Below are 26913 nucleotides of genomic sequence, written 5' to 3'. Positions count from 1 at the left end.
TGTGCGTCTATGCTGGCGCCATCGCGAGCAAGCTCGCTCCCACAGTTGATCGGCAGTGAATAAAGAGTCTGTGTCCACCGAAGATTCCTGTGGGAGCGAGCTTGCTCGCGATGGGGCCAGCCTAGTCGCCCCATGAACCCCAGGATAAAAAAAGCCCGCATTGCTGCGGGCTTTTTTACAAGGCTTAGCGGTTAGCCGCGACGACGCAGTGCGTCGATACGCTCTTCCAGCGGCGGGTGGCTCATGAACATGCGTGCCAGGCCCTGCTTGATGCCACCGTTGATGCCAAAGGCATTCAGGGTATCGGGCATGTGCACCGGCAGGCCTTGCTCGGCACGCAGGCGTTGCAGGGCGCCGATCATGGCGCTGGTACCGGCCAGGCGTGCACCGGCGTCGTCGGCGCGGAACTCGCGTTTGCGCGAGAACCACATGACGATGGCGCTGGCGAGGATGCCCAGTACCAGTTCGGCGAAGATTGTCGCCACGTAGTAGGCGATACCCTGGCCTTCTTCGTTCTTGAAGATCACCTTGTCGACGAAATTACCGATGATCCGGGCGAAGAACATCACGAAGGTGTTCACCACGCCCTGGATCAACGCCAGGGTCACCATGTCGCCGTTGGCGACGTGGCCGATCTCGTGGGCCAGCACGGCCTTGACTTCATCGGGCGAGAACCGTTCGAGCAGACCCTGGCTGACGGCGACCAGGGCGTCGTTCTTGTTCCAGCCGGTGGCGAAGGCGTTGGCCTCGTAGGCCGGGAAGATACCGACTTCCGGCATCTTGATACCGGCTTCGCGGGACAACTGCTCGACGGTCTGCAGCAGCCATTGTTCGTGACGCGTGCGCGGCTGGCTGATGATCTGGGTACCGGTGCTCATCTTCGCCATCCACTTGGAGATGAACAGCGAGAACAGGGAACCGGCGAAACCGAACACCGCACAGAAGATCAGCAGCTGATTGAGGTTGAGGTCAACCCCATTGGCCGCCATGAACCCGTTGAAGCCAAAGAGGCTCAGGGTGATGCTGGCAATCAGCACGACCGCCAGGTTAGTGGCCAAGAACAGCAGGATGCGCATCATGGTTGTGAAAATCTCCTCATGCTAAAGATGTAGCGTTATGCGGGGTATATAAGGTGCTGCCGCAGGCTATTCAACTCGCCGACTATTTCAAACTGTGTCCTACAGGCGTCCTAAATGTTTGAAAGACTTTTCTGAAAGTGACCAGGGAAAAGAAATGCGCTGCCTGCCCCCCGTGAACGTTGAGCCCAGATGCACGTTGACCGTCCAATTCCCAGTGTAGAAGGCCCGACGGAGTCGGCCGAACGGATATGTTGCTGAATCAAACAGCGTGCGAGGTGAGGGCGCCTCGCACGCAGCCTGGCTTATTGACGGTAGGACTTGAGGAAGTTGCCGATCCGGCCAATGGCCTGGTCGAGGTCATCGACCCGCGGCAGGGTCACGACGCGGAAGTGGTCCGGCCATGGCCAGTTGAACGCCGTACCCTGGACCACCAGCAGCTTCTCGGACAGCAGCAGGTCGAGGACGAACTTTTCATCGTTGTGGATCGGGCAGACCTTCGGGTCGATCCGTGGGAAGGCATACAGCGCGCCCATCGGCTTGACGCAACTGACGCCGGGAATGTCGTTGAGCAATTCCCAGGTGCGATTGCGCTGTTCCAGCAGCCGGCCCTGGGGCAGGACCAGGTCGTTGATGCTCTGGTAGCCGCCCAGCGCCGTCTGGATCGCATGCTGGCTCGGCACGTTGGCACACAGGCGCATGTTGGCCAGCATGTCGATGCCTTCGATGTAGCTCTGGGCATGGTGCTTGGGCCCGGAGATGGCGATCCAGCCGGAGCGGAAACCGGCGACCCGATAGGACTTGGACAGGCCGTTGAAGGTCAGGCACAGCAGGTCCGGCGCCAGGGAAGCGGTGCACACGTGCACGGCGTCGTCGTAGAGGATCTTGTCGTAGATCTCGTCGGAGAATACCACCAGGTTGTGCTGGCGGGCCAGTTCCAACATGCCCAGCAGTACTTCCCGGGAGTACACGGCGCCGGTCGGGTTGTTCGGGTTGATGATCACCAGTGCCTTGGTATTGGGCGTGATCTTGGCCTTGATGTCCGCCAGGTCGGGAAACCAGTTGGCCTGTTCGTCGCACAGGTAATGCACCGGGTTGCCGCCGGACAGGCTCACCGCGGCGGTCCACAGCGGATAGTCCGGTGCCGGTACCAGCACTTCGTCGCCGTTGTTGAGCAGGGCCTGCATGGACATCACGATCAGCTCGGACACGCCATTGCCCAGGTAGATGTCCTCGATGCCGATCCCTTCGACCTGCTTCTGCTGGTAATACTGCATCACGGCCTTGCGCGCACTGAACAGGCCTTTGGAGTCGCTGTAGCCCTGGGCGGTCGGCAGGTTGCGGATGACGTCCTGGAGGATTTCATCGGGCGCTTCGAAACCAAAGGGGGCCGGGTTGCCGATGTTCAGCTTGAGGATGCGATGACCTTCCTCTTCCAGGCGTTTGGCGTGCTTGAGCACCGGGCCGCGAATGTCGTAGCAGACGTTGGCGAGCTTGTTCGATTTGCTGACCTGCATGGCGATGTGTTCCCGAAAATGAACGATCCAGGCGGCGTATGAACTACCGTAACTGGGAATCCTGCGTCTGTGCCCAGGCCTGACGCGGCATAGGCGCCACAATCCGTTTGAATGCGCATGACGTGACTGCCAGACTGGCGTCTGACGAGGCGCAATCATACGTGCCGCCCGATCTGCGGAAAAGCGTCGGATCGGGCTTTTTCAATTGCCGAGGTAAGACGATGGAAAAGTTGGAAAAAACCCTTGAGGAATGGCGCGCCATGCTCGACCCGGAGCAGTACAACATCTGTCGGTTGAAGGGCACCGAGCGGCCATTCTCCGGCAAATACAACGCCACCAAGACCGATGGCGTGTATCACTGCATCTGCTGCAACGAGCCGTTGTTCGATTCGCAGACCAAATTCGATTCGGGCTGTGGCTGGCCGAGTTTCTACGCGCCGATCGAAGGCAGCGCGGTGGTGGAAGTGCGGGACGTCAGCCATGGCATGATTCGCACCGAGGTGGTCTGCGCCAAATGCGATGCCCACCTGGGCCACGTCTTCCCCGACGGCCCGCCGCCCACGGGATTGCGGTACTGCATCAACTCGGTGTGCCTGGATCTCGTGCCCCGCGATTAAATGGCCGCCGCTCCTGTGGCGAGGGGATAAATCCCCTCGCCACAGGTCTGTTCGGCTGCAGCATCATCGATGCCTATACCGTCTCCATAATTAAATTGCACACAATTCAATTGATCGCTATCTTCAGCCTCCAACCTTTAACCGGAGCCTTGCCATGAGCGACAACCTGCTGAGCATCCCGTGCACCACCATCAAGGGTGAGCAAAAGACCCTCGCCGATTTCGCCGGCAAGGCCGTGCTGGTGGTCAACACGGCCAGCAAGTGCGGGTTCACCCCGCAATACAAGGGACTTGAGGCGTTGTGGCAGACCTACAAGGACCAGGGCCTGGTGGTGCTGGGCTTTCCCTGCAATCAGTTCGGCAAGCAGGAGCCGGGCAATGAAGGGGCGATCACCGAGTTCTGCGAGCTGAACTTCGGCGTGAGCTTTCCGCTGTTCAAGAAAATCGAAGTCAACGGCGCCAACGCCCATCCGCTGTTCGTCCAGCTTAAACAGCGTGCACCCGGCGTGCTGGGGTCCAAAGGCATCAAGTGGAATTTCACCAAGTTCCTGATCGGCAAGGACGGTCAGGTGGTCAAGCGGTTTGCCCCGACCACCAAGCCCCAGGACCTGACTGGCGAGATCGAAGCGCTGCTCAAATGAATGACCTGTCAGCCGACTCGCTGAAGCTCGACAGCCAGTTGTGCTTCAAGCTGTACGCCGCTTCACGTGCGGTGATTCGTGGCTACAAGCCGATGCTCGATCAGCTTGGTCTGACCTATCCGCAATACCTGGCAATGCTGGTGTTGTGGGAATGGCAGGACACGGCTCCGTCACACCCGACGGTCAAGGCCCTGGGTGAACGTTTGCTGTTGGATTCCGGCACACTGACGCCGCTGCTCAAGCGTCTGGAACAGTTGGACCTGGTCCAACGCCAGCGTTCGGCCCGGGACGAGCGGGAGGTACACCTGAGCCTGTCGGCTGCGGGGCGGGCTTTGCGCGAACAGGTCGGCCCGCTCAAGGCGCGCCTGTTATGCGACAGCGGGGTCGATCTGGACCGCCTGGGCGCGTTGCGAGACGGTCTCGATCACCTGCTGGGCCAGATCAAAGCGTTGACGTAGTGCGTACCCACTGGTCCAGCACGGCTGCCAGCTCTTCGCGGCGGAACGGCTTGGACAGGTAATCGTTCATGCCAGAGGCCCGGCAGCGCTCGCGTTCTTCGGGCATCGCGTTGGCCGTCAACGCAACGATCGGCAGGTCCGACCAACGCCCGCTGCGGCGAATCTGCCGGCTGGCTTCGTAACCGTCCATCACCGGCATGTTGCAGTCCATCAACACCAGGTCGAACACCTGCTGTTCCAGTTGATCCAGGGCCTCGACGCCGTGGGCCGCGACGGTGACCTCGCAGCCCAGTTTCACCAGCATGCCCTTGGCCACCAGTTGGTTGACCGGATTGTCTTCCACCAGCAGCACCCGTCCACGCTTGGATGGCGTCGGGGTTTCGATCTGTGCGTCGTTGATGGTGGTCGCCTCGCTTTGCATGGCGCGCCGCACAATCTGGTACAGCGCATGGCGCGCCAGCGGTCGGGCCTGTTGTATCAGCGGGGCGAGGGCGGCGGCCTCTTCGCCGGGCATGAAACTGCCATAGGCGGTCACCAGCAGGATCGGTGCGTCAAAGGTCGGCCGCAGGTTGAACAGGCATTCCGGGCAGTCGGTGATCAGCACGTCAGGCTTGAGTCCCAGCAGCCCGTCATCGATGGAGCGTTGCACATAATCCAGGCCCCACCCCGGCAACAACATGCCCAGCAACTCGGCCAGGCCGCTGCTGCTGGCGGTGATGGCGACGACGTTGCCGCGCAACGGTTCGACCGGTGTTGCAGGGAGATGGCAGGGCAGGGGCAGGTCTGCGCAGAACTGGCTGCCGAAGCCGGCTTCGGAACTGATCGTCAATCGCCCCTGCATGGCTTCGCAGAGGTTGTAGGTCAGTGCCAGGCCCAACCCGGTGCCGCCAAACTGACGGGTAATCCCGGCGCCGGCCTGGGTGAACGGCTGCAGGATTCTCGCCTGGGCTTCCTGGGGAATGCCGATACCGGTGTCGCAGACTTCGATTCGCACGCCGCCTTCGTAATGGCTCAACTTCACGTCGACCCGGCCGAAGCGTGTGAACTTCAGTGCGTTGGACAGCAGGTTGCTGACGATCTGGCGTACCCGGGTCGGGTCGCCGAGCACCTGCGCCGGGAACCGGGGATCGATCAGGCAGGCCAGCTCGACACTGGGGGCCGCGTTCTGGGAAAGCAGGTTGGCGGTGTCCTCCACCAGGGCGCCGAGGTCGAACGGGATGCGTTCGAGCTCCAGTTGCCCGGCGTCGAATTTCGACAGGTCGAGGATGTCGTTGAGCAACTCGACCAATACCTTGCCCGAGTCATGGGCGATCGAAAGTTGCTGCTGTTGCTCGGCCGTCAGGGGACCGTCCAGGGACAGGGCGATCATTCCCAGCAGGCCGTTGAGTGGCGTGCGGATCTCGTGGCTCATGTTGGCGAGGAACACGGAGCGGGCTTCGGCCATATCCAGGGCCGTGCGCCTGGCCACCTCCAGCTCTTCGTTGGACTGGCTGAGGCGGGCGTTGATGGCCTTGAGTTCGGCGGTGCGTGCCGAGACGATGTTTTCCAGTTGCGCCAGGTATTCAGTGAGGCGATTTTCGGCGGTGCGCCGCTGTTGGATTTCCGTGGAGATATTTTCGAACTGCTGGTTGGCGACGGACACCAGCACGCCGATTTCATCGGACTGGTGGCCGGAAGGACATTCCAGGCGGTTCTGTTCGTTGCTGCTCGGGTCGCGGCTGCTCAGTTCGCGGATGACCCGCACCAGGGGCTTGGTCAGCATCACGTAGAACAGTGCCAGCAACAGGCCGGTCAGGATCAGGCTGCGGGCGAAGCCGTTGAGCAAGGTGACCTCGGCGCGGCGCAGGAAACGACTGCCGAACGCATAGGTGTCGACGTCCAGTCGCAGCAGGCCCAGGGATTCGCCGGGCAAGTGGTCCAGGTAGAGCCGGTCCTCGAACTGGCGCTGGGCACCGAACAGGAAGTCGCTGATGAACCGGTAGCTGCTTTGCAGCTCGGGCCGCTTGACGTTGGCCAGCACGGTATTGTTGTTGTCGATCAGCTCGGCGCCGACGATGGCCGGTGAGCGCAACAGGCCCATGGCCAGTTCCTGGGCGAGTTCGGCGTCGATGTTGTAGGCGATGCGCGAGGCCGGGTTGTGGCTGATTTCCAGCAGCGACAGGATTTCACGGTTGATCGACGCGTCTTCGCTGGCATAATCGATGCCGATCTGCATCAGACTGAGCAAAGTGCCCAACACGAAGCCCACGAGGACAGTCAGGCGGGCCTGCTTATAGGAAAGCCGTTGGGTGAATCTGATGTCCATTGAGTGATGAACCACTTACGTTTCCCTTCGCCGGTCAAGCATAGCTGATCATCTCTGAATTCCGGTGCGGCCGCTGTGTATTGTGTGAAGTAGACCCGCCATTGGATAAGGCGTTTCGTTGTTGGAGCGCCATCATTACTGTGAACCTTTCCGAGGAAAAGACGTGGACTCGCGATTGAATGCTTTTCTTGAGCGTGCCGATGCCGTGCTGGCCCGGATCGAGCCTTTGCTGCCGACGCCCCGGCCCGCCATCGATTGGACCCAGACCCTGGCCGCCCGCTGGCAGCGTGACGGGCGCAGTGGCTACCTGCTGCCGCTGCAAGTCAGTCTCGACATGCGCTTGTCGGACCTGATCGGCGTGGATCGCCAGGTCGAACAACTGGGCCGCAACACCCGGCAGTTCATCGATGGCATGCCCGCCAACCATGCCTTGCTCTGGGGCTCGCGTGGCACCGGCAAGTCCTCCCTGGTGCGCGCCCTGCTGGCCGAACATGCCCCCCATGGCCTGCGGTTGATCGAGATCGAACGTGATCACCTGGCCGATCTGCCCCGGGTGGTCGAGCAGGTCGCGAAACTGCCGCAGCGCTTCGTGTTGTTCTGCGATGACTTGTCGTTCGAGTCCGGCGAAGGCGATTACCGCGTGCTCAAAAGTGTGTTGGATGGCTCCTTGGAGCAGGCACCGGACAACGTGCTGCTGTATGCCACCTCTAACCGTCGCCACCTGGTGCCGGAAAAGGAGAGCGACAACGAGAATTGGAAACGGGTCGACGGCGAACTTCACCCCAGCGAAGCGGTGGAGGACAAGATCGCCTTGTCCGACCGCTTCGGCTTGTGGCTGTCGTTTTATCCGTTTACCCAGGAGCATTTCCTCAACGTCGTGGAGCACTGGATCGGCGAACTGGCGGCCAAGGCCGGACTGGCCTGGCAGCGCGACGAAGCGCTGGATGTGCTGGCGGTGCGTTGGGCAACCGGTCGCGGCAACCGCAACGGACGTTGCGCTTATCAATTTGCCCGTTATTGGGTAGGCCTGAAATTGTTGGAGCACAAGGCATGATCGATTTGAAGGGCAGCGGTGTTGGCCTCGATGGCTACGACTTGTTATCGGCACAGTTGGAATCCTTGTTGGCCGATGAGCGTGACTTCATCGCCAACGCCGCGCAGTTCTCGGCGTTCCTGTCCAGTCAGTTGGACGACCTGAACTGGGCCGGCTTCTACCTCAATCGCAACGAAGAGCTGGTCCTGGGGCCGTTCCAGGGCCAGATTGCCTGTGTGCGGATTCCCTTTGGCCGTGGCGTGTGCGGCACGGCAGCAGCGACCCGGCAGACCCAGCGCGTCGAAGATGTCCATGCCTTCGCCGGGCACATCGCTTGCGACAGCGCGTCGAACAGTGAACTGGTGGTGCCGCTGGTCAAGGACGGGCGCCTGATCGGCGTGCTTGACCTGGACAGTCCGAAACTGGCGCGCTTTACCGAGCATGATCAAGCCGGCATTGAAGCATTGGCTGCGATATTCCTGCGCCTGACGGAGTGCTGATCATGCCTTCAGCCCGGCCTTGACCAGCAGGCTGTCGGGGTCGACCTCATCGATCTGGCGCGGGTCGAGGAACTGCTCGGCGTAGCTCAGGTAGATCTTTTCTTCGATGAACAGCCAGAACAGCTCGGGATCGATATGGGCGTCACGGCACATGGTGGCCATGATGCCCAGGGCCTCGCTCAGCGTCTTGGCTTTCTTGTAGGGGCGGTCGGCCGCCGTCAGTGCCTCGAAAATGTCGGCGATGGCCATCATCCGTGCCGGCAGGCTCATCTCCTCGCGCTTTAGGCGCTTGGGGTAACCGCTGCCGTCCATTTTCTCGTGATGGCCGCCGGCGATCTCCGCCACGTTGTTCAGGTGGCTAGGGAAGGGCAACTGACTGAGCATCAGGATCGTCTGCACCATATGGTGATTGATGACGTAGCGTTCCTCGCGCGTCAGTGTGCCTCGCATGATGCTCAGGTTGTAGAGCTCGCCGCGATTGTATTTCCAGGCCGGCACATCGAGCTGGAAGCCCCACGGGTTGTCCGCCGGGATCAGCTCGGCCGCGTGGCGCTCGAACAGGTGTTCGGGCTTGTCCGCCAACAGCGGTTCGGTGACCGGCAGTGTCGGCTTGGGTGTGCGGGCCTGACGCCGGTTTTCTTCCCAGGAAACCCCCAGGCGATCATCGAGGGTCCGGGTCCACGGGCGTTGCGCAATGTGTCGCAGGCGTTGCAGATCGGTCTCGGCCATGGCTTCCGAGCCCAGGTTGCAGCGGGCGACGAAAGCAAAGTCGTCATCCAGTGCCGTCAATGTCGCATCACGCTGTCGTGCCAGGGATGACGACTCGCCGCCGTTTGCCACGGCCTGCCAGTAATCGACCCAGGCGTCGCGCTTGAGTACTTCGAAACGGGTGCGTATCTCGTGGATCCGGTCGTTCAGGGTTTCCAGCTTGGTGGCTTTATCGACGACGTACTCGGGGGTGGTGACCTTGCCGCAATCGTGCAGCCAGGAGGCGATGTGCAGGGCTTCCCATTCATCCTCCGTGGGCCGGTAGGCGCTGAACGCCGGGGCCTGGCTGGCAGCGGCGGCCTGGGCGAGCATCAGGGTCAGGACCGGCACTCGCTGGCAATGGCCGCCGGTGTAGGGACTCTTGGCATCGATCGCGCCGGCCAGCAGTTGGATGAAGGCGTCCAGCAGTTGCTTTTGCTTGGCTTGCAGGCGCTGGCCCTCGATGCTCACAGTGGCGGCGCCGGACACGGCTTGCAGGAAGGCGATGCGGTCGGGCTGGAGTTTTTCCAGGTCGGCTTCGGTGCCGCTGTCGTTGATCAGCAACACCAATACACCGACGGTTTCCTGGTGGCGATTGCACAGGCGGATGCCGATCAGGTGGACCCGAGGCGAGTCCAGTGCCTGCAGGATGCCTTGCAGGTCCGCCGCCTGCTCGAAGCCCAGGGAGGTCACGAGATTGTCCGAGACGGCCAGTTGTTGGAGCCATTGCGGGCTGTCATCCGCCTGTAGCTCATGACTGCGCAGCTTGAAGGCGTCGAGGTCCCTGGGGATTCCATCGATCACCAGCCCATGGGGCTTGAGCCGGTTTTCGTCGTTCTCGCGCAGATAGATCAGGCCGGCCTGGGCCTGACCGATTTTCACGGTTTCGAACAACACCCGCTCCAGCAACGGGGCGAAGCGGGTTTCGGCGCGCAGGCTGGCGGTGATTTCAAAGAAACTTGCCAGGGTCTCTTTCATGCGTGCCATCGAGACGCTCAACTGATCGACCTCCAGCACCGGGGAGCGGCGGGACACCGGGTAGTTGAAGTCAAAGCTGCGAATGGCGTCGGCCTCCCGCACCAGTTCGCGCAAGGGCTTGACCAGGATCCTGGACGTCAGCCAGCCCAGGGGCAGGCACAGCAACAGGGTGGCAAGGGTGATGAGCGCGCCTTGCCAACGTATGCGATAAGCGTCGTCCAGCAGCTCGTCCTCAGGCACCAGCAACGCCAGTTCCAGGCCTTGGGGCCCGCCTTCCTGCATGTGGCTGCGCGAAACGATCCACTGGCGTCCGGCCGCTTCCAGGCGGGTCGTGTCAGTGTTGTCGTCGAGGACGGCGGCGATGGCCGGGTTGAGGTCGCGGGCCTTGATCAGGCGCGCCGACTGGGCGTCGGCGAGCAGCCGGTCGCTGTCGGGATAACCCACCGCGTTGCCCTTGGGATCGAGCAACACGATCTCGGTGCCGGTGGTCACCTTGTGCTTGGCCAGGGTCTGGGACAGGGCCGCCAGGGTCAGGTCGGCGCCGATGACCGCCTGCTCGCCGCTGCGCCGGGCCAGGGTGGTGCCGACGTTGTGCGTGGAGAAGAAAACGTAGGGCTCGGTGGTGATCTGCTCGGCGCTGCCGACGGCGCTGCGAAACCAGGCGCGGCTGCGCGGATCGTAGGTTTCGTCGGCCATGTCCCGGCGATCGATGAGTGTCAGGGTCTCGTCGTAGAACAGCGACTGGGAATGGACCGGGCCTTGCTCGGTGGCCCGCTCGACGGTCCAGACTTGATAGGCCGCCTCGGCGGGGGCCCGCAGGGCGGTTTTCAGGGCGGGGGTGCGCAATGGCCGGACCATCAGGAAATTGCCGTGCTGATCGCCCAGGTACAACGACGCCAGGTTCGGGTTGTCCCGCAATGCCTGGCTGAAGGGCACGAGCAGGGCCATGCGTTGCGCCATCTGCGGCGTGCGTGTCGCCGGGTAGTCGGCCAGCAGGCCCAGCAGGTGGCGGATGGGCTCGTAGGTGTCATACAGGTCCAGGCGCACCTCCTGTTCAATGCGGTTGAACAGTTTCTCACTGCTGGACAGGATGATTTGCGTGGTTTGCCGGTAGTTGAAAATGCCCAGCACTACCCCGGTCAACAACAGAAGCAGGGTAAACATCACGCTGATGTGGACATGCAGGGGGAACCGGCGTTTGTCCGGACGCGGTGCGCTGGGCATTGCAGTCACTCCAAGTGTCAGGGGGGCTCGATGGGTGTTCCCGCGTGCAAGGGAAACTGATCGAGAACCCCCCAGGTACGCACTGCTGATCGAATAGCATAGTAAACACTGGATTATTTTGCCTTGGCGAGCTCCGTTTCCAGAGCCCGCTCCAGTTCGGTCATGGCGCGGTCGAGGGCGTCGATGCAGGCGCTGATTCGTTCAGGTGCCTGTGCCAGATGACACGCCTGCTCCAGCGCCTCGCACCGCTGGATCAGCGTGGTCGCCTGGACGATGCGGGCGACGCCTTTTATCTTGTGCGCCGTTTCGGTCAGCGCTTGGCGGTTTGCGCCCTGGGCGACATCGAGCAACTCCTGGCGGTCCGCGCGGCTGCTGCTGAGTAACTCCGCCAGCAGGCGCCGGTTGGACGAAGGGTCGCCGCCGGTCAACGCCTGGAGACTGTGCACGCTGAAAGCCGCTGGGTGACCGACGGGTTTGACCGTCTTGATCCACTGGCTCAAGGCGCTCAGGCTGATGGGTTTGAACAGGCAGTCATCCATGCCGGCGTCCAGGCAGCGTTGTTTTTCCTCCGGTTGAGCATTGGCGGTGAACCCCAGGAGGGTGCAGGGCGGGCGTCGCTGTTCGGACTCATCGCGACGAATCGAGCGGGCCAGTTCGTAACCGCTCATGATGGGCATGTTGCAATCGGCAATGACCAGATCGAAATGGCTTTTGCGCCAGACCTCAAGCCCGTGGGCACCATCGTGGGCGACCCGGTAGTGATGGCCGAGGTATTCCAATTGCTGGGACATCAGCAAGCGGTTGGCGGAATGATCGTCCACGATCAGGACGTTCAAGGCGACCTGGGCCGTTTCGATGACCGGTTCGAGTGCGATGCTCACCGGCGCAGTCGCCAGGACGGTCAGTTGCAGGTGGACCTGGACCTGGGTACCGACGCCGGGTTGGCTACTCATATGCAGGTCGCCGCCCATCATCCGGCACAGGTTGCGACTGATCACCAGCCCCAGTCCCGCGCCTTTGCGGGCCATTCGGCTGGTGTTATCGACCTGGGCAAACGGCTCGAACAAGCGTTGCAAGTCTGCCGGGCCGATGCCGATACCGCTGTCGTTGACCTCCAGATGCATGTGCAGGACGTCGTCCCGCTCGGTTGGCGATAGCCGGACCTTGACCACGACCTGGCCCTGCTCGGTAAATTTGAGGGCATTGCTGATCAGGTTCGACAGCACCTGCTTGAATCGCAAGGGGTCTATCAATACGTCAGGGGGGCTCTCGGCGGCATCGAACTGCAGTGACAACCCCAGGTTCTTCTGCCGGGCCACGCCCTCGAAGACCCGTATGACCGATTGCAGCAGGGCCCTGAGATTGACGCGTTCGGGAGCCAGGCTCAGATGGCCGGATTCGATACGGGCGATGTCCAGGATATCGCCGATCAGTTCGAGCATGCCGAAGGCCGATTCGTAGGCGACTTCGATGGTCGAGCGGTCCACGTGGCCCTTGTCGGCGTGTTTCAGGGCCAGTTCGAGCATGCCGATCACCGCGTTCATCGGGGTGCGGATTTCATGGCTCATGGTGGCCAGGAACGTGCTTTTGGCGCGGTTCGCGTCATCGGCCCGTTGCTTGGAGGCGCGCAGTTCCTCGAACAGCTGCCGTCGTTCACTGATGTCGATCCAGCCGCCGATGATGCCTTGCACCTGCGCGGCGGAGTTTCGGTAGGGAAGGATCCAGTGATAGATCGTCAGCTTCCGGTCGCCGATGTGCAGGGGACGGTCCACGATCAGGGGAGTACCTTCGGCCATGACGCGCTGGTAGTCCGCCTGGTATTCCTGCGCTTCGAAGGCGTTGCTCATGGAGCCTGGCATCAAGTCCTTGCCGATGACGTCTTCGCGCCTGGCGTTGAACGCTTCCAGGTAACTGTCGTTGCAGCTCTGCAGGATGCCGTTGCGATCCCTCACGTAGATGGGATGGGGGGTGCCATTGAGCAGCGCATGCATGAATTCGAGTTGATCGTTGAGGGCCAGTTCCGCCCGTTGACGTTGCCTGATCTGGCGCTGCATGTAGGCGTTCCACGCCAGGGAAAGCAGCAGTAACAGGCCGACGCCCGCGACGACCTGGAAGAACAGGCGGTTGTAAGTGCGCCAGGTATGTTCCGAGGGCGAGACGTAACCGCGCCAGCGGTTGTTGATGATGCCCAGTTCGTCGGGGTCGATGCTGGTCAGGGCCTTGTCGAGGATGGCGTTCAACTCGCTGGCGTGTTTGGCCGTGGCCAGCGCGAACAGCGCCTGTTGGGTGCCCACCGTGCTGCTGATCTGCAACCTGTCCCGCCACGCATGGGAGGAGATGAAGTAGTTGGCCATCATCTGGGAGTTCACGCTGCCGTCGACCTGGCCATGGGCGAGCATTTCCACGGCGCGCAAGGGGCCGTCCGTTTCGATGATCCGGATGCTCGGGTATTGGCTGCGTAGCCATTCAATGAGCGGATTGCCCGTGGTGATCGCCAGGCTGGCGTGGCCGAACTGATCGAGCGTGGTGGGCGTGTCGGACGACTTGCGGGTCAGCAGGACGAACGCGCTGTCGACGTAGGGGCGGCTGAATTTCAACTGGCGTTGCCGTTCACTGCTGGGCAACAGCGCGGCGATCATGTCGGCTTCATCGTTCAGGACCGCGGCAATCATTTCACTGTCGTTCTGGCGGCGCTGGATGTCCAGGCGCAGGCCGGTGCGCATCCGGATCAGCTCCAGCAGGTCGGCGCTGATGCCGCGAAAGTCGCCGTCCGGATCGAAGAAGGTGAAGGGGGCCGAGGTTTCGTTCACCACCACCCTGACCACCGGATGCCTGGCCAGCCAGCGTTGCTCGCGGTCGGTCAGTTGTACCCGGTGGTCCGTGAGGTACAGGTCGCTGCCTGCGCTCCAGCGCTTGGCAATGGCTGTCTGTTCGGCGATGGGGACCTGGTTCAGCGTCGCGTTGATGACCTCCAGCAAGCGGGTATCGTCACGGCGTACGGCGAAACCGAATCCATAGGATTCATGTTTGCCGAAGCTGGCCATGCGGATATTGCTCAAGTAACCCTTGCTGATCATGTAGTGGGTGGACAGGGTATCGCCGAGAAATACATCGGCCTGGCCAAAGGCGACGGCATTGATGGCGTTCTGGTAGGACGGGTAGGTGGTGATGATTGCCTTGGGGTAGAGCTTTTCGATTTCCCGCAGCGGCAGGTAGTGATAGACCATGCTCAGCCGCAAACCCTCGAGGTCTTCATTCAGGGATCGGCTTTCATTCGTTCGGGTGACGAGAACGGGTTGGTCCACTGCGTACGGCGTCGAAAGCGCAATGTCGGGGTCGCGGGCTTCGAAACCGTTGGCGGTGCCAAGCATGTCGATTTGCCCGTTCTTGAGCGCCGCCATGGCTGCTTCGCGGGAGGCGAAACGCAGGACTCTCATGGGTAAGCCGGTGGACTTGGCGAGGATGTCGGCATAGTCGGCGGTCAGGCCTTCGTAGTCGCGTCCGCTGGCGGAGAGATCGAAGGGCGGGTAATCCGGTGCGGAAGTGCCCAGGACCAGTTCATGCCGGCTTTTTAGCCAGGCGCGGTGAACATCATCGAGCTTGATCTCGGCCCGAGCCAAGGACGAGCGCCCCAACAGCGTGTATTGCCCGGGCGCATCCGGTGTCGCCGCGAGCACTCCTGTATATAACGCTGCGCTGATCAGCAGGAGACATTCGGTTATGCGTCTGAGCATCCTGTTTTCTCACACCAGCGCGTTGCGCTTCGCCATTTCAATCAGCTCGACCAAGGACTTGACCTTGAGTTTCTGCATCAGGCGTTTTTTATAAGTACTGACGGTTTTATTGCTGAGAAACATCCCCTTGGCTATTTCCTTGTTGGTTCGGCCCTGGGCAAAAAGTTGCAGTACCATCAGTTCCCGATCATTGACGCTTTTGAACAGGTCCAGCTCTATACTGCGTGGATCATCCGGGCGTACCGGGTTCAGCGCCTGGCTGGGGAAATAGTTATAGCCGGACAATACCGCTTTGATCGCGCTGACAAGTTCGCTGAGGTCTTCCTGTTTGCAAACGTAACCGGAGGCACCGGATTGCATGCATCGGATACCGAAGAGCGTCGGCGACTGCGCCGTGAGCACCAGTGTCTTGAGCGGCGTGGTCATGGCGTTGAAGCGTGACAGAATTTCCAGCCCGTCAAGTTTGGGGATGCTGATGTCCAGGATAACCAGGTCTGGCATGCATTCGCGCACCATTTGCATCGCGTCGACGCCGTTGTCAGTTTCTCCTACGACCTTATAGCCCTCATGTTCCAGGAGCATGCGAACGGCGAGGCGGATGACCGGATGATCGTCGACAATGAAAACGGAGTTCATGAATAAATTACCCTGCGAACTTGAATAAAGCGCGCACCTTAGCCCACTTACAGCAAGGCTCGTACGAAGAGACGGGCATGCAACTTCAATTTCAGAAGTTTCCTACAAAAAAAGAGGCAAGATATTACGATGTAATCGGTTTTTTAGTCGGTGGATGACAGTAAGAGAGGGAAGTGTTGGCAGTGTGTGAAGGGATATTTCTTTGATTGTGTTGTTTGTGCAAACAAAGGAAACGTTTTAATCGAGGTTTGTGTAAGCCCTACATGTATTTATCTACTTCAAAATCCTGTGGATGGCGCTACAAAGCCCACATACACCGCTAATCCGCCGGTGGGAGTGAGGTGGCCACCGCAATCCCTGTGGGAGCGAGCTTGCTCGCGATGGCGGTGGATCTGTCGGATGTGCCTCCGTCATCGCGAGCGGGCTCGCTCCCACATTTTTTCGAGGTGCTGCAAAGGGGGCCTTTTATTGGCGCGTGCGGCCTGTCATCTCCTGGGCCATTTCGCTGGCGTAGCTGTCGGTCATGCCAGCGATGAAGTCGATCATTCGCAGGAACGCGCCATGCAAAGGGCCATTGGGATCCGGCGCATTGTTCCCCAGCAGGTCGAGAATGCGGCGATTCTTGAACGAAGGCGTGCGGCCGCCGTACTGTTCGAGGGCTGCGCCGCAAAAGCCGTTGAGCAGGATTTCCAGCGTGGTGTAGGCGCCGATTTCATGCAGGGTCTTGCGCTTGTCCTGGAAGATTTTCCGGCGCGCCATGTCCTTGGCATTCAACACGCAGCGTTTTGCCGGGCCGTGCATATGTTCCACCAGGTCCCCTGACAGCGTGCCGGCAAGCAACGCTTCCTGCTGCTCGACAAACGCCCGGGCGGCGGCGTTGGTCAGGTGCTCGATGGCCTTGCCTCGCAGGATCGCCAGTTTGCGCCGCCGTGAGTCCAGCGGCCCCAGTTGCCGATAGGTGTCCGGAAGATCGTCGCCCACCAGGTCCAGGAGCAGCGATTCCACCTGTGGGTATTCCAGAAGATCCATCTCCACGCCGTCTTCCAGGTCGATCAGCGCGTAGCAGATGTCATCGGCGGCCTCCATCAGGTACACCAATGGATGCCGTGCCCAACGTTGATCCTCGATCTGCGGCAAACCGAGCTTGTGGGCAATCTGCTCCAGCAGTGGCAGTTCGCTCTGGTAGCAACCGAACTTGTGCTTCTTGTAGCCCAGGGAATCGGCGTGGCGTGCGGTCCAGGGGTATTTCAGATACGTACCGAGGGTGGCGTAGGTCAGCCGGGTTCCGCCGTCGAACTGATGGTATTCAAGCTGGGTGAGGACGCGGAAGCCTTGGGCGTTGCCTTCGAAATTGAGGAAGTCGTTGCGCTCGGCTTCGCTCATCGCATCAAGCCAACCTCGCCCGGCTGCCTGCTGGAACCAATAGCGAATGGCGTCCTCGCCGGAATGACCGAACGGCGGGTTGCCAATGTCGTGGGCCAGGCAAGCCGATTGCACCACCATGCCCAGGTCGCTGGGCTCGCACCAGTCGGGCAGGGCATTGCGGATGGTTTCTCCCACGCGCATGCCCAGAGAGCGCCCGACGCAACTGACTTCCAGGGAATGGGTCAGGCGCGTGTGGATGTGGTCGTTGCTGGAAACCGGATGCACTTGCGTCTTGCGCCCCAGGCGGCGAAAGGCACCGGAAAAGATGATGCGGTCATGGTCCTTGTGGAAGGGACTACGGCCCAGTTCCTGCGGGCTGTGCAGCGGTTTTCCGAGACGTTCGCGAGTCAGCAGGGTATGCCAATCCAAGGCCGGTTGCTCCGTTCGATGATGTCGATGCCCTAGCTTCCCGGTTCGTGGGTCGCCCTGCAAGGCCTATGGGCTTGCAGGGACCGGATACGTAACCCTGTGGCGCGCGCCACAGGGTGCCGGTCGTCAGGGTTTGCGCAGGTCCTTGGCCAGCTTGACCAACGGCAGCAAGGTCGTTGCCAGACGGATCAGGCCTGTCAAGCCACCGCCACCGCCATGGCGGGTCCGCTTGCCGGTGAAGAAGCCGAGCAGGGACACTGCCGCCACGCCCCACAGTGGCGCATGCTTGATGCCGAAACCTTCGTGCCAGCTTTGCGTCAAGCCGCGCACCCGATGCAAGGGTTGCAGCAATTGGCGTGTCTCCTGACGGATCTCCTGGCGATGCATTTCCATGCGCAGGCGCACCAGTGCCTTGCGCATTTCCTGTCGTGTCCGGGCTTGAGGAATATCAGGCAGGCTCATGGCAGCAGGCGCTCCCGGTCATTGGCCAGTTCTTCGAGGGTGGCGTTGAAAGGAGAGGACTCGTCATAGATCGCTGCCTTGAGCCGCAGACCGCAGAACAGGGCCGCCAGCAGGTAGAACAGGCACAGGCCGATAATGCCCGACAGACGATAGGTGTCCCATACCAGGATCAGCACCAGCGCCGAAAGCCCGACCAACAGCAGCAGGCCGAACACCAGCGCCAGGCCGGCGAACAGCAGGAGGCTGACGGTGCGTGCCTTCTGTTCCTGCAACTCCATGCCGAACAATTCGACGTGGCTGTGCAGCAAGCCAAGAAACGCGGCGCCCAGGCGGCGCGCTGTGGGTTGAGTGCCCGCTTCGGACGAGCCGGATTCGTCGATACCCATGATCAGCGCCGTGTCGCCAACAGACCGATCAGAAAACCAACGCCCGCGGCAATGCCTACCGATTGCCAAGGGTTGGCCTGTACGTACTCCTCGGTGGCGACTACAGCAGCCTGGCCGCGTTCGCGCATGGAGTCTTCGGTCAGCTTGAGCGTTTCGCGGGCGCGCAGGAGGGTTTCGTGGATCTGGCCGCGCAGCGCATCGGCCTGATCGCCTGCCAGCGTCGCGGTGTGATCGAGCAAGCGCTCCGTGTCGCTGACCAGCGTCTGAAAATCTTCCATCAGGATTTCTTGAGCAGTCTTTGCCTGGGTTCTGGCCATGGGTGGATCTCCGTAAGTGACGTCTGAAGCGTTCGAGTATGAGCCTTGTCGGAAGGTTCAGTGCAAGTGGCTGGTACAACTTTTGCTCAGGCTTCTGCCATGTACTGGTGCGTCAGCCTGTGCCGGTGCGCTGAAGCTGGGCGAAAGCTCGTAAAACCTTAACCAAATAATCAAAACCCGCGAAGCACCTCGAAGCGGGACCTCGTTTTTGCCCGATCTACGCACCAAAGCAGTTCATTGGCCTGCTCGCGGCCAATGAATCGTTTCAACTTGGTGCGTTCGTGGGGCGAGCGAACCGGTTTGGTGCTTTTTTCAACTTTTTCAGGTCTGCCAACACCATGGAAAATATGCAAAGTGCCGTGGACAGTCTGGTCCACAGCTCCAACACGCTGTTCATCCTGCTCGGCGCGGTCATGGTCCTGGCCATGCATGCCGGCTTCGCGTTCCTTGAAGTGGGAACGGTCCGACAGAAGAACCAGGTCAATGCGCTGTCGAAAATCCTCAGCGATTTCGCGGTCTCGACCCTGGCCTACTTCTTTGTCGGATATTGGATTTCCTACGGCGTGACCTTCCTGCAGCCAGCGTCGGTACTCAGCACCGATCATGGCTACAGCCTGGTGAAGTTCTTCTTCCTGTTGACCTTTGCCGCCGCGATCCCGGCCATCATTTCCGGCGGTATCGCCGAGCGTGCGCGGTTCGCGCCGCAGTTGTGCGCCACGGTGTTGATCGTGGCGTTTGTCTACCCGTTTTTCGAAGGCCTGGTCTGGAACGGCAATTTTGGCTTGCAGGCTTGGTTGCAAGCTCGGTTCGGCGCCAGTTTCCATGACTTCGCCGGTTCCGTGGTGGTACATGCCATGGGCGGCTGGCTGGCGTTGGCCGCGGTGCTTTTGCTCGGCCCGCGTAATGGCCGCTACCGGGACGGTCGCCTGGTGGCGTTCGCGCCTTCGAGCATTCCATTCCTGGCCTTGGGCTCGTGGATCCTGATTGTCGGCTGGTTCGGCTTCAACGTGATGAGTGCCCAGACCCTGCCTGGGGTGAGCGGGCTGGTGGCGGTCAATTCGTTGATGGCCATGGTGGGCGGTACCGTGGCGGCATTGATTGTCGGGCGCAATGACCCAGGCTTCCTGCACAACGGCCCGCTGGCCGGGTTGGTGGCGGTCTGTGCCGGTTCCGACCTGATGCACCCGGTGGGGGCGCTGGCCACCGGTGCCATTGCCGGTGCCTTGTTCGTCTGGTGCTTCACGGCGGCCCAAGGCAAATGGAAGATCGACGACGTGCTCGGCGTCTGGCCGCTGCACGGGTTGTGCGGGGTCTGGGGTGGCATTGCCTGTGGCGTCTTTGGCCAGGGGGCCCTGGGCGGCCTGGGTGGGGTCAGCCTGATCAGCCAGTTGATCGGCACGGCGCTGGGTGTTGTCGTCGCCTTGGCCGGTGGGTTCGCGGTCTATGGCGTGGTCAAGGCCGTGCTGGGGCTGCGCCTGACCCAGGAAGAAGAGTACTACGGCGCCGACCTGTCGATTCACAAGATCGGCGCGGTCAGCCAGGACTGATCGTTGCACAGTATTTGTGATGCAGGACACTAGAGCTCCTTGTCCTGGTTGCCAGGGTAAAAACCGTGGAGCAGGCGATAACGATCATGACGGACCTGATCCACATGATGCCGGACTTGTTGTTCGGGCAGGCCGAGCATGATCAGGGCGTGGGACGCCAGCATCAGGCTCGATTCCAACAGTTCCGGGACCACTTCGCTGGCCCCGGCTGCCTGCAATTCGGCCAATTGGCTGTCGTCTCGGGTGCGCACCAGGATCGGCACCTGTTGGTTGATCCGTCGGGCCGCCTTGAGCACGGTGATGGCGATGTCGGTCTTGTCCACCGCGATCACCAATAGCCTGGCGCGGCTCAAGCCAACGGCGGCGAGCAGGTCACTCCGTCGCGAATCGCCGTAATGCACGCAGTTTTCCCCGACGGTGGCTTCCCGGATGATCACCGGGTCGTCATCCAGGGCGACGAACGCCTGGCCTTCGCGGCGCAGGAAGCGCCCGATGGACTGGCCGACGCGCCCATAGCCGCAAATCACCACGTGATCCGACAAGCCGGCATTGAGTGCGCTGATCTGGTCCAGTTGCGCCTCTTCGTTGGGTTTGCGATGCAGGCGCGCGGCGATGCGTGGCGCCGCACGCAGCAACAGCGGGGTCAGCAGCATCGAGCAGAACGTCGCGGCCAGCAGCAGGCCGCTGATGTCGGCGGGCATGAGGCGGTTCTGTTGCATCAGCGCCATCAAGGCAAAACAGAATTCGCCGCCCTGGGCCAGGGCCAGGCCACTGCGCCAGGCAGTTTCCCCGTCACTGCCGCGCCATTTCACCAGGGCGGCGACCACGCAGCCCTTGAGGAGCATCAAGCCGAGGGTCAAGCTCAGGATCAAAAGGCCGTCGTCGCGCAACAGTCGCAGATCGATCAGCATGCCGATGCTGACGAAAAACAGCCCCAGCAGGATGTCGCGGAACGGGCGTATGTCGGCTTCGATCTGATGCCGGTAGTGGCTTTCCCCCAGCAACATGCCCGCCAGGAAAGCCCCCAGGGCCGGCGACAAGCCGAGCAAATGGGTCAGCCATGCCGTCAGCAGCACGATCACCAGGGCCAGCAGCACGAACAGTTCTGCGGACCGGGACGCCGCCACCTCATGGAACAGCCGGGGCAACAGCAGCCGGCTGGCCAGCAGCAGGCCACCGAACAGCACCAGGGTCTTGCCCAGGGTCAGCGGTAGCGCCCAGTACCACGGGTGTTCGCTGCTGCCGGCGAAGACCGGCACCAGGGTCAGCAGCAGCACCGCGACGACGTCCTGGAACAACAACACGCCAATGGCGTTCTGGCCGTGGCTGCTGAAGATCTCGCCCAGGCTGGTCAACTCCTTGCTGACAATGGCGGTGGAGGACAAGGCCAGCCCCGCACCGAGCAGCAGCGCGGCGATCATCGGCGCGCCGCACACGGCCAGCAATCCCGCGAGCAGCGCCCCGGAACACAACACCTGCAGGCTGCCGAGGCCGAACACGACCCGACGCAGTTCGAGCATTTTCGACAGGGAAAACTCCAGCCCCAACGAGAACAACAGGAACACCACCCCAAGCTCGGCCAGGTCTGGCAGTTCTTCGCTGTCGTTGACCCAGTCCAGCGCGGTAGGCCCGACCGCCAGCCCGACACAGAGATAACCCAGCACGGGCGGCAGGCGCAGCCGCCTGAAGAGGGCGATGACCACCAGGGACGAGGCAAGGATGATCAGCAGGTTGGCAAACAAGGGGAACTCCGCTTCAAGGCTACAACGCACAGCGTAGAGGGGAAAACGTGACCAGCGTCGCTGGAAAAGCATTTATGTTCAGTGATTTGCATCAGCGTTTTACCGAAACACCCGGAAGCGAGCCAGCGACTCGACGGTTTTCCGAGGCGGGCCTAGAATGACCGTCTATGTTTTTTGGGTCTACCCGCCATGCTTCCTGAATGCCAGTTGTTCGGCACCCTGGGGTGTCATCTTTGTGAGGTCGCCGAAGGGGTGCTGATGCCTTTCGTCGAACATGGATTGTTGGTGGAGCTGGTGGACATTTCGGAACGTCAAGCCTGGGTGGACGATTATGGTCTGCGTATCCCCGTGTTGCGCAGGCTGGATACCGGTGCCGAGCTGGACTGGCCCTTCGAGGCTGAACAGATCGTGACCTTCCTCCGTTGAGCGACGCGTCCGTCGGTTCCCAAGACAGCGGTTGGCGAAAGTAGCAAGCTTCGGTTACTGTATGTTCATACAGCTATCTGGAGTGCATCCCCTTGGTCAATGTCGAACAACTGAAAAGCAGCGTAAACAGGATGTCCGCGGACGTTGTGCGTGAGGCGGTCCTGGAGCTACGCCTGGATGGCTTGGTGACCGAAGGCAAGACGCCCTTCAATAAACTGCATTTCAACACCTGTTTCGCCGAGATCGAAGCGTTGTTCCAGCGTGCCGGCTATCACAAACAGTTGGATGTGGTGGGTTACCAGGGGTTGCTGTACGCGCTGTACGATCCAGGCCGCTGGGAGGCGGTGGACGTGCTGCGCTGGTTGAAGGAATTCACCGAAGCGGCGGCCAAATCGACGTCAGTCACAGCGTAGAGCAATCATCGCTGGGCTGAGCGGTGCGACTGTCGGATAATGCCGCCCTGCAAAAACGCCTGAGAGTTTTCAATGTCCGGTTCATCGTTTTCCGCCGCTCATCATCAGGCCAGTACGCTGTATCTGCCGCCCGGGTCCTGGCCGACGGTGCTGGAGTGCCTGTGCGAGCATTTCAGCGCCATCAGTCGCGAGCAGTGGCTGGATCGGATCGCCCGGGGCCGGGTATTGGACGGGGAAGGCAAGGCCATCCATGTCGATTTGCCGTACCGCGAAGGCCTGCGCATCCACTACTTCCGTGAGGTCCGCGACGAGAAGCCGATCCCGGTGGTGGAGTCGATCCTGTATGCCGACGAGCATCTGGTGGTGGCAGACAAACCGCATTTTCTGCCTGTCACTCCGGCGGGCGAATACGTCGAGCAAACCTTGTTGCGACGGCTGATCCGGCGGCTGGACAACCCGCATCTGGTGCCCCTGCACCGCATCGACCGGCACACCGCCGGGCTGGTGTTGTTTTCCGCCAATCCGCACACCCGTTCGGCGTATCAGTCGTTATTCCCGACGCGGCAGATCGAAAAACGCTACCAGGCCATTGCCCGCGCGTTGCCTGGGTTGACCTTTCCCCGGGTGCATAGAAGCCGGATGATCGACGGTGAGCCGTTCTTTCGGATGCAGGAGGGGCCGGGTGAGCCCAATACCGAAACGACCATCGAAGTGCTGGAAAGACACGGTGACCTGTGGCGCTACGGGTTGTCTCCGGTCACGGGCAAGAAACACCAGTTGCGGGTGCATATGAATGCCCTGGGAGCGAGCATCTGCAACGATCCGTTTTACCCTGACGTGCTTCGGGATACCGAGGATGACTACGCCAACCCGCTCAAGCTACTGGCACACGGGCTGCGTTTCATCGATCCGGTCACTGGCCAGGAGCGTGTATTCCAGAGCGAGATTACATTGCAGTGGTAGTGCCCATGATTTTCGACCAGGCATAAAAAAGCCCGCAAATGTTGCGGGCTTTTCGTATCTGGCGGTAGCGCTGAAGATTACAGGTCTTTAACGGTACGAACCTGATCCTTGTTCACGCGAGTCTGCTTGCCATCCAGTTGCTCGAATTCGTAGAAGCCGCTTTCTTCATCGTAATGGGGGGTATCGACGGCCTGGATTTCGCGACCGTCATTCAAGGTGATCACTGTTGGCGAAGCGCACCCGGCAAGGGTGGCGAGGCCCAGAGCGAGCATGAACGTGGCGAGGGTCCGTTGTGTCATGGTGTTTCTCCGAATGGATTCTTCAAGTTACTGACCTTCAGACGTATACATTGCGCGCAAGTTCCTGGCTAGTGTCAATCTGACACGCCTTTATGTCGGGCCAGTAACTCCGGGGTGTTCAGATTGGCCAGCCGCGGATCGTCGGCAGGGCATTGCAAGGCAACGGCGTGCAGCGCGCGCATGATTCGACCGGGGCTGCGTTCGCCTTCGCCCCAGGCTTTTTCGAAGCTCGCTGCCAGGGCCAACGGGATGACACACAGCAGCGGTTCCCAATGCTCGCCGTGCCGCACCATCAATGGCTGATCGGGGTGCTGGCTGGCCGTGCTGCGCATGTTGTCGAGCAGGCTGGCGTCGACCTGCGGCACGTCGCACGGCAGCACCAGCAAATACGGATGCCTCGCAGCCTTGAGACCTGCCCGGATGCCCGCCAATGGCCCGGGAAAGTCGCCTTCCTCGTCATGCACCAACTGATCGGCATACGCTGCATAACGTTGTGCATTACGGTTGCAGGAAATGATCAGGTCATCGCTCAGGGCGCGGGTCTGGCGATGGATATGGGCAATCAATGGTTCGCCTTGCCACTGTACCAGGCCTTTGTCCTGACCGCCCATGCGTTGCCCGCGGCCACCCGCCAAGAGCAGAATGGAGCAGGATGGCAGCGGCGTAATCGAGGTCATGGCGTGTCTCCGCACGGGCGAAAAAATAAGGCGCTGTGATATAACACCGGGCTGTTTCCTCCACAACTGGACGAGCCTATGAAAGCCAAGGCTGATGTACCTTTCGTGCCGCTCAATATCGCGGTGCTGACAGTCAGTGACACCCGTACCCTGGAAACCGATACGTCCGGGCAGGTCTTCGTCGATCGGCTCACGGCGGCCGGTCACAACCTGGCGGCGCGGGTCCTGCTCAAAGATGATTTGTACAAGATCCGGGCGCAAGTCGCGACCTGGATTGCCGAAGACGTGGTGCAAGTGGTGCTGATCACCGGCGGCACCGGTTTCACGGGGCGTGACAGCACGCCGGAAGCCGTCACGTGTCTGCTGGACAAGCAGGTCGATGGGTTTGGCGAGTTGTTCCGCCAGATATCAGTGGCCGACATCGGCACTTCCACCGTGCAGTCCCGCGCGCTGGCGGGCCTGGCCAATGGCACGCTGGTCTGTTGCCTGCCGGGGTCGACCAACGCGGTGCGTACCGGATGGGATGGGATCCTGGCCGAACAATTGGATGTGCGGCATCGTCCGTGCAACTTCGTGGCCCATTTGAAACAGGCAGCCCCTTGTGAATCCCGTGGGTAAACCGGGCAAGGCCGGTGCCTTGATGGCCGTTGAGGTGGCGTTGGAGCGGCTGCTCGAGATGGCGGCGGCCACGCCGATCGTTCAGCGCGAGCATTTGCCTTTGGCCGCAGCGTCAGGGCGAGTGCTCGCCGAGGATCTGGTATCGACCCTTGATTTGCCGCCATGGCCCAACAGCGCCATGGATGGCTATGCCTTGCGGCTGGCGGACTGGAACGGCGAGCCATTGGTGGTCAGCCAGCGGATTTTCGCCGGCCAGGCTCCGGAGCCGTTGGCCGTTGGTACCTGCGCGCGGATCTTCACGGGAGCGCCAGTCCCTGCCGGCGCCGATTGCGTCGAGATGCAGGAAAACGCCGTGGTGGAAAGCGACCAGCGGGTGCGGTTTACCGAGCCCATGGTCAGTGGGCAGAACATTCGTCCCCAGGGACAGGAGACCACCGTTGGCGAGCAAGTCCTTTCTGCCGGGACTCGCCTGGGGCCGATCGAGCTGGGTTTGGCGGCGTCCTTGGGCTGTGCATCGCTGGATGTGGTGCGCAAGGCCCGCGTCGCCGTCCTGTCCACGGGCGATGAACTGGTCGAGCCCGGTCAGGCGTTGGGGCCTGGCCAGATCTATAACAGCAACCGCGTGCTGCTGTGTGGCTGGCTGCAACGCATGGGCTGCGAGGTGGTTGACGCGGGTATCCTGCCCGACGATTTGTCGGCCACCCGTGAGCGCCTGGCACAGTTGTCGGATGTCGACCTGATCCTCTCCACCGGCGGGGTATCGGTGGGAGAGGCGGACTTCCTGGGTATCGCCTTGCGCGAGGACGGGGAGCTGGCGCTGTGGAAACTCGCCATCAAACCGGGTAAGCCGCTGACGTTCGGGCATTACCGTGGCGTGCCGGTCATAGGCCTGCCTGGAAACCCCGCTTCGACCCTCGTGACGTTCGCCCTGCTGGCAAGGCCTTACCTATTGCGACGCCAAGGCGTTCAGTCGGTGGCGCCACTCAAGTTCAAGGTGCCGGCCGGTTTCGCCTGGCCAAAGGCGGGCGGTCGCCGAGAGTACCTGCGAGGCCGTATGGAGAACGGTCGAGCGATCATTTACCGAAACCAGAGCTCGGGTGTCCTGCGCAGCGCGGCCTGGGCCGACGGGTTGGTCGAGGTGCTCGAGGGACAGACGCTGGTGGAGGGCGACGAAGTGGGCTTCATTCCCTTGAGCGAAGTCCTGGGCTAGCACCTGGCAGCTGTTCTCCGGCCCGAGTTGGACGCCCGGGCCTTTGCGCGCCTCACCTCTATCGCGTGAGCAGCATCACCAACTGATCGAATCGATTGTTGGCGATCCAGCCCAGCAGACCGAGCACCACCGCCGCAGCGCCAGCCGAATAGGCCAGCCTGTGGCGGATCACCTTGACGTCGGTGCGTATTTCATCCATGTCTTTGCGGATGTATTTGAGGTGAGTTTCCAGTTCAACGACGCGCGGTTCCAAATCAATTCCTCCAACGGGATTACTGCAACTTTTGCATTCGTTTCGAGTATCGGCGCGCCCGCTTCCAAAGGACGCGAGCTGCCGGGGCGACAGCTTGTATTCACGGTTATGCATGGGATGGTCCATCCCCTTGGCCATAACTGCTCGAGCGACTGATCCGGCCCCTGCGGGCCGTGACGTATCCATCCATGGGAGAATGCTTCCTTGTGTGATGAGGGTTTAAGCGATCCAGCAAAACATGAAGCCAAGGTGTCTCAATACCGCTAGAGGGTCAATTGAGCTGATTCGCCAGATCTTGTAAGAAAACTCTTCGAATCAGGGCGTGTCGATCGGGCCATCCG

General features: G+C 61.3%; 25 protein-coding genes. 11 read left to right on the top strand and 14 right to left on the bottom strand.

What is annotated here, in order from left to right; all coding sequences use genetic code 11:
- Positions 1 to 191: 191 nt before the first annotated feature.
- Positions 192 to 1079, bottom strand: a complete 888-nt coding sequence (htpX, locus tag BLO80_RS04795) for a protease HtpX (protein ID WP_003183732.1) — start codon at positions 1077 to 1079, stop codon at positions 192 to 194.
- 302 nt (positions 1080 to 1381) lie between these two features.
- Entirely contained in the window at positions 1382 to 2593 is a 1212-nt protein-coding gene (locus BLO80_RS04790; protein WP_018603142.1) for a pyridoxal phosphate-dependent aminotransferase, read from the bottom strand.
- Between the two features lie 221 nt (positions 2594 to 2814).
- Between BLO80_RS04790 and msrB the strand changes: the two genes are divergently transcribed.
- The 3 genes from msrB to BLO80_RS04775 all read left to right on the top strand — a co-directional run bounded on the left by msrB (position 2815) and on the right by BLO80_RS04775 (position 4308).
- Positions 2815 to 3210, top strand: a complete 396-nt coding sequence (gene msrB / locus BLO80_RS04785) for a peptide-methionine (R)-S-oxide reductase MsrB (protein WP_092327088.1) — start codon at positions 2815 to 2817, stop codon at positions 3208 to 3210.
- A 154-nt stretch (positions 3211 to 3364) separates the two neighbouring features.
- Positions 3365 to 3850 carry a glutathione peroxidase gene (locus tag BLO80_RS04780; protein WP_092197604.1) on the top strand — a complete coding sequence of 162 codons (486 nt, stop codon included), beginning with the start codon at positions 3365 to 3367 and terminating at the stop codon, positions 3848 to 3850.
- Entirely contained in the window at positions 3847 to 4308 is a 462-nt protein-coding gene (locus BLO80_RS04775) for a MarR family winged helix-turn-helix transcriptional regulator (RefSeq protein ID WP_092327087.1), read from the top strand. Before BLO80_RS04780 ends, BLO80_RS04775 begins: the two co-directional genes overlap by 4 nt.
- On the opposite strand, the gene BLO80_RS04770 is transcribed toward BLO80_RS04775, so the two are convergent.
- On the bottom strand, positions 4292 to 6613 hold the full coding sequence (locus BLO80_RS04770) for a hybrid sensor histidine kinase/response regulator (protein ID WP_092327085.1): 2322 nt from the start codon (positions 6611 to 6613) through the stop codon (positions 4292 to 4294). The genes BLO80_RS04775 and BLO80_RS04770 overlap by 17 nt on opposite strands.
- Before the next feature lie 163 nt (positions 6614 to 6776).
- On the opposite strand from BLO80_RS04770, the gene BLO80_RS04765 reads away from it, so the two are divergent.
- Positions 6777 to 7667, top strand: coding sequence for an ATP-binding protein (locus tag BLO80_RS04765; protein WP_092327084.1), 891 nt, complete (start codon positions 6777 to 6779; stop codon positions 7665 to 7667).
- Entirely contained in the window at positions 7664 to 8146 is a 483-nt protein-coding gene (locus BLO80_RS04760; RefSeq protein WP_092327082.1) for a GAF domain-containing protein, read from the top strand. The genes BLO80_RS04765 and BLO80_RS04760 overlap by 4 nt, the downstream gene beginning before the upstream one ends.
- On the opposite strand, the gene BLO80_RS04755 is transcribed toward BLO80_RS04760, so the two are convergent.
- From BLO80_RS04755 to BLO80_RS04725, 7 genes are all read right to left on the bottom strand, one after another.
- Positions 8147 to 11095 (bottom strand): HD domain-containing phosphohydrolase, encoded by a 2949-nt coding sequence (locus BLO80_RS04755; RefSeq protein WP_092327081.1) that lies wholly within the window; start codon positions 11093 to 11095, stop codon positions 8147 to 8149.
- 113 nt (positions 11096 to 11208) lie between these two features.
- Positions 11209 to 14829 (bottom strand): transporter substrate-binding domain-containing protein, encoded by a 3621-nt coding sequence (locus BLO80_RS04750; RefSeq protein WP_092327079.1) that lies wholly within the window; start codon positions 14827 to 14829, stop codon positions 11209 to 11211.
- Between the two features lie 9 nt (positions 14830 to 14838).
- Positions 14839 to 15465 (bottom strand): response regulator transcription factor, encoded by a 627-nt coding sequence (locus BLO80_RS04745; RefSeq protein WP_014337291.1) that lies wholly within the window; start codon positions 15463 to 15465, stop codon positions 14839 to 14841.
- A gap of 465 nt (positions 15466 to 15930) precedes the next feature.
- Complete coding sequence (locus tag BLO80_RS04740; protein WP_092327078.1) at positions 15931 to 17259, bottom strand: deoxyguanosinetriphosphate triphosphohydrolase; 1329 nt, start codon at positions 17257 to 17259, stop codon at positions 15931 to 15933.
- A gap of 126 nt (positions 17260 to 17385) precedes the next feature.
- Positions 17386 to 17721, bottom strand: coding sequence for a hypothetical protein (locus BLO80_RS04735; RefSeq protein WP_072408007.1), 336 nt, complete (start codon positions 17719 to 17721; stop codon positions 17386 to 17388).
- Positions 17718 to 18107 (bottom strand): phage holin family protein, encoded by a 390-nt coding sequence (locus BLO80_RS04730; RefSeq protein WP_060738527.1) that lies wholly within the window; start codon positions 18105 to 18107, stop codon positions 17718 to 17720. Before BLO80_RS04730 ends, BLO80_RS04735 begins: the two co-directional genes overlap by 4 nt.
- 2 nt (positions 18108 to 18109) lie before the next feature.
- Positions 18110 to 18424 (bottom strand): ElaB/YgaM/YqjD family protein, encoded by a 315-nt coding sequence (locus tag BLO80_RS04725; RefSeq protein WP_060738526.1) that lies wholly within the window; start codon positions 18422 to 18424, stop codon positions 18110 to 18112.
- A gap of 338 nt (positions 18425 to 18762) precedes the next feature.
- Between BLO80_RS04725 and BLO80_RS04720 the strand changes: the two genes are divergently transcribed.
- Positions 18763 to 19971: an ammonium transporter gene (locus BLO80_RS04720; RefSeq protein ID WP_092327076.1), complete on the top strand. Its 1209-nt coding sequence runs from the start codon at positions 18763 to 18765 to the stop codon at positions 19969 to 19971.
- Positions 19972 to 20000: 29 nt separating this feature from the next.
- Here BLO80_RS04720 and BLO80_RS04715 read toward each other — a convergent pair whose 3' ends face one another.
- Positions 20001 to 21713, bottom strand: coding sequence for a cation:proton antiporter (locus BLO80_RS04715; protein WP_092327075.1), 1713 nt, complete (start codon positions 21711 to 21713; stop codon positions 20001 to 20003).
- 189 nt (positions 21714 to 21902) lie between these two features.
- On the opposite strand from BLO80_RS04715, the gene BLO80_RS04710 reads away from it, so the two are divergent.
- The 3 genes from BLO80_RS04710 to BLO80_RS04700 all read left to right on the top strand — a co-directional run bounded on the left by BLO80_RS04710 (position 21903) and on the right by BLO80_RS04700 (position 23515).
- Positions 21903 to 22139 carry a glutaredoxin family protein gene (locus tag BLO80_RS04710; RefSeq protein ID WP_092327073.1) on the top strand — a complete coding sequence of 79 codons (237 nt, stop codon included), beginning with the start codon at positions 21903 to 21905 and terminating at the stop codon, positions 22137 to 22139.
- A 92-nt stretch (positions 22140 to 22231) separates the two neighbouring features.
- On the top strand, positions 22232 to 22552 hold the full coding sequence (locus tag BLO80_RS04705; protein WP_060738522.1) for a hypothetical protein: 321 nt from the start codon (positions 22232 to 22234) through the stop codon (positions 22550 to 22552).
- Between the two features lie 72 nt (positions 22553 to 22624).
- Positions 22625 to 23515 (top strand): pseudouridine synthase, encoded by an 891-nt coding sequence (locus tag BLO80_RS04700; protein ID WP_092327072.1) that lies wholly within the window; start codon positions 22625 to 22627, stop codon positions 23513 to 23515.
- Between the two features lie 77 nt (positions 23516 to 23592).
- Here the strand turns inward: BLO80_RS04700 and BLO80_RS04695 are convergent, their stop codons facing one another.
- A complete protein-coding gene (locus tag BLO80_RS04695) occupies positions 23593 to 23814 on the bottom strand; it encodes a YgdI/YgdR family lipoprotein (RefSeq protein WP_003199454.1) in 222 nt (73 codons plus the stop codon).
- Positions 23815 to 23888: 74 nt separating this feature from the next.
- Positions 23889 to 24491 (bottom strand): molybdenum cofactor guanylyltransferase MobA, encoded by a 603-nt coding sequence (gene mobA, locus BLO80_RS04690; RefSeq protein WP_092327070.1) that lies wholly within the window; start codon positions 24489 to 24491, stop codon positions 23889 to 23891.
- Between the two features lie 78 nt (positions 24492 to 24569).
- Between mobA and moaB the strand changes: the two genes are divergently transcribed.
- Positions 24570 to 25109 (top strand): molybdenum cofactor biosynthesis protein B, encoded by a 540-nt coding sequence (gene moaB / locus BLO80_RS04685; RefSeq protein ID WP_053120541.1) that lies wholly within the window; start codon positions 24570 to 24572, stop codon positions 25107 to 25109.
- A 22-nt stretch (positions 25110 to 25131) separates the two neighbouring features.
- The gene (gene glp / locus BLO80_RS04680) at positions 25132 to 26319 is read left to right on the top strand and encodes a molybdopterin molybdotransferase MoeA (RefSeq protein WP_175459455.1); all 1188 of its coding nucleotides are present in this window, start codon (positions 25132 to 25134) and stop codon (positions 26317 to 26319) included.
- A 58-nt stretch (positions 26320 to 26377) separates the two neighbouring features.
- Here glp and BLO80_RS30165 read toward each other — a convergent pair whose 3' ends face one another.
- On the bottom strand, positions 26378 to 26686 hold the full coding sequence (locus BLO80_RS30165; protein WP_256326538.1) for a hypothetical protein: 309 nt from the start codon (positions 26684 to 26686) through the stop codon (positions 26378 to 26380).
- Positions 26687 to 26913 lie beyond the last annotated feature (227 nt).

It is taken from the genome of Pseudomonas sp. NFACC56-3 (genome assembly GCF_900100025.1).
Lineage (GTDB): Bacteria > Pseudomonadota > Gammaproteobacteria > Pseudomonadales > Pseudomonadaceae > Aquipseudomonas > Aquipseudomonas fluorescens_AA.
This window is presented reverse-complemented; position numbering and strand designations above follow the sequence as displayed.

Coding starts and splice junctions, on each gene's coding strand:
- htpX (WP_003183732.1), bottom strand. CDS start 1,079: ATGATGCGCATCCTGCTGTTCTTGGCCACTAACCTGGCGGTCGTGCTG.
- BLO80_RS04790 (WP_018603142.1), bottom strand. CDS start 2,593: ATGCAGGTCAGCAAATCGAACAAGCTCGCCAACGTCTGCTACGACATT.
- msrB (WP_092327088.1), top strand. CDS start 2,815: ATGGAAAAGTTGGAAAAAACCCTTGAGGAATGGCGCGCCATGCTCGAC.
- BLO80_RS04780 (WP_092197604.1), top strand. CDS start 3,365: ATGAGCGACAACCTGCTGAGCATCCCGTGCACCACCATCAAGGGTGAG.
- BLO80_RS04775 (WP_092327087.1), top strand. CDS start 3,847: ATGAATGACCTGTCAGCCGACTCGCTGAAGCTCGACAGCCAGTTGTGC.
- BLO80_RS04770 (WP_092327085.1), bottom strand. CDS start 6,613: ATGGACATCAGATTCACCCAACGGCTTTCCTATAAGCAGGCCCGCCTG.
- BLO80_RS04760 (WP_092327082.1), top strand. CDS start 7,664: ATGATCGATTTGAAGGGCAGCGGTGTTGGCCTCGATGGCTACGACTTG.
- BLO80_RS04755 (WP_092327081.1), bottom strand. CDS start 11,095: ATGCCCAGCGCACCGCGTCCGGACAAACGCCGGTTCCCCCTGCATGTC.
- BLO80_RS04750 (WP_092327079.1), bottom strand. CDS start 14,829: ATGCTCAGACGCATAACCGAATGTCTCCTGCTGATCAGCGCAGCGTTA.
- BLO80_RS04745 (WP_014337291.1), bottom strand. CDS start 15,465: ATGAACTCCGTTTTCATTGTCGACGATCATCCGGTCATCCGCCTCGCC.
- BLO80_RS04735 (WP_072408007.1), bottom strand. CDS start 17,721: ATGAGCCTGCCTGATATTCCTCAAGCCCGGACACGACAGGAAATGCGC.
- BLO80_RS04730 (WP_060738527.1), bottom strand. CDS start 18,107: ATGGGTATCGACGAATCCGGCTCGTCCGAAGCGGGCACTCAACCCACA.
- BLO80_RS04725 (WP_060738526.1), bottom strand. CDS start 18,424: ATGGCCAGAACCCAGGCAAAGACTGCTCAAGAAATCCTGATGGAAGAT.
- BLO80_RS04720 (WP_092327076.1), top strand. CDS start 18,763: ATGGAAAATATGCAAAGTGCCGTGGACAGTCTGGTCCACAGCTCCAAC.
- BLO80_RS04710 (WP_092327073.1), top strand. CDS start 21,903: ATGCTTCCTGAATGCCAGTTGTTCGGCACCCTGGGGTGTCATCTTTGT.
- BLO80_RS04700 (WP_092327072.1), top strand. CDS start 22,625: ATGTCCGGTTCATCGTTTTCCGCCGCTCATCATCAGGCCAGTACGCTG.
- BLO80_RS04695 (WP_003199454.1), bottom strand. CDS start 23,814: ATGACACAACGGACCCTCGCCACGTTCATGCTCGCTCTGGGCCTCGCC.
- mobA (WP_092327070.1), bottom strand. CDS start 24,491: ATGACCTCGATTACGCCGCTGCCATCCTGCTCCATTCTGCTCTTGGCG.
- moaB (WP_053120541.1), top strand. CDS start 24,570: ATGAAAGCCAAGGCTGATGTACCTTTCGTGCCGCTCAATATCGCGGTG.
- glp (WP_175459455.1), top strand. CDS start 25,132: ATGGCCGTTGAGGTGGCGTTGGAGCGGCTGCTCGAGATGGCGGCGGCC.
- BLO80_RS30165 (WP_256326538.1), bottom strand. CDS start 26,686: ATGCATAACCGTGAATACAAGCTGTCGCCCCGGCAGCTCGCGTCCTTT.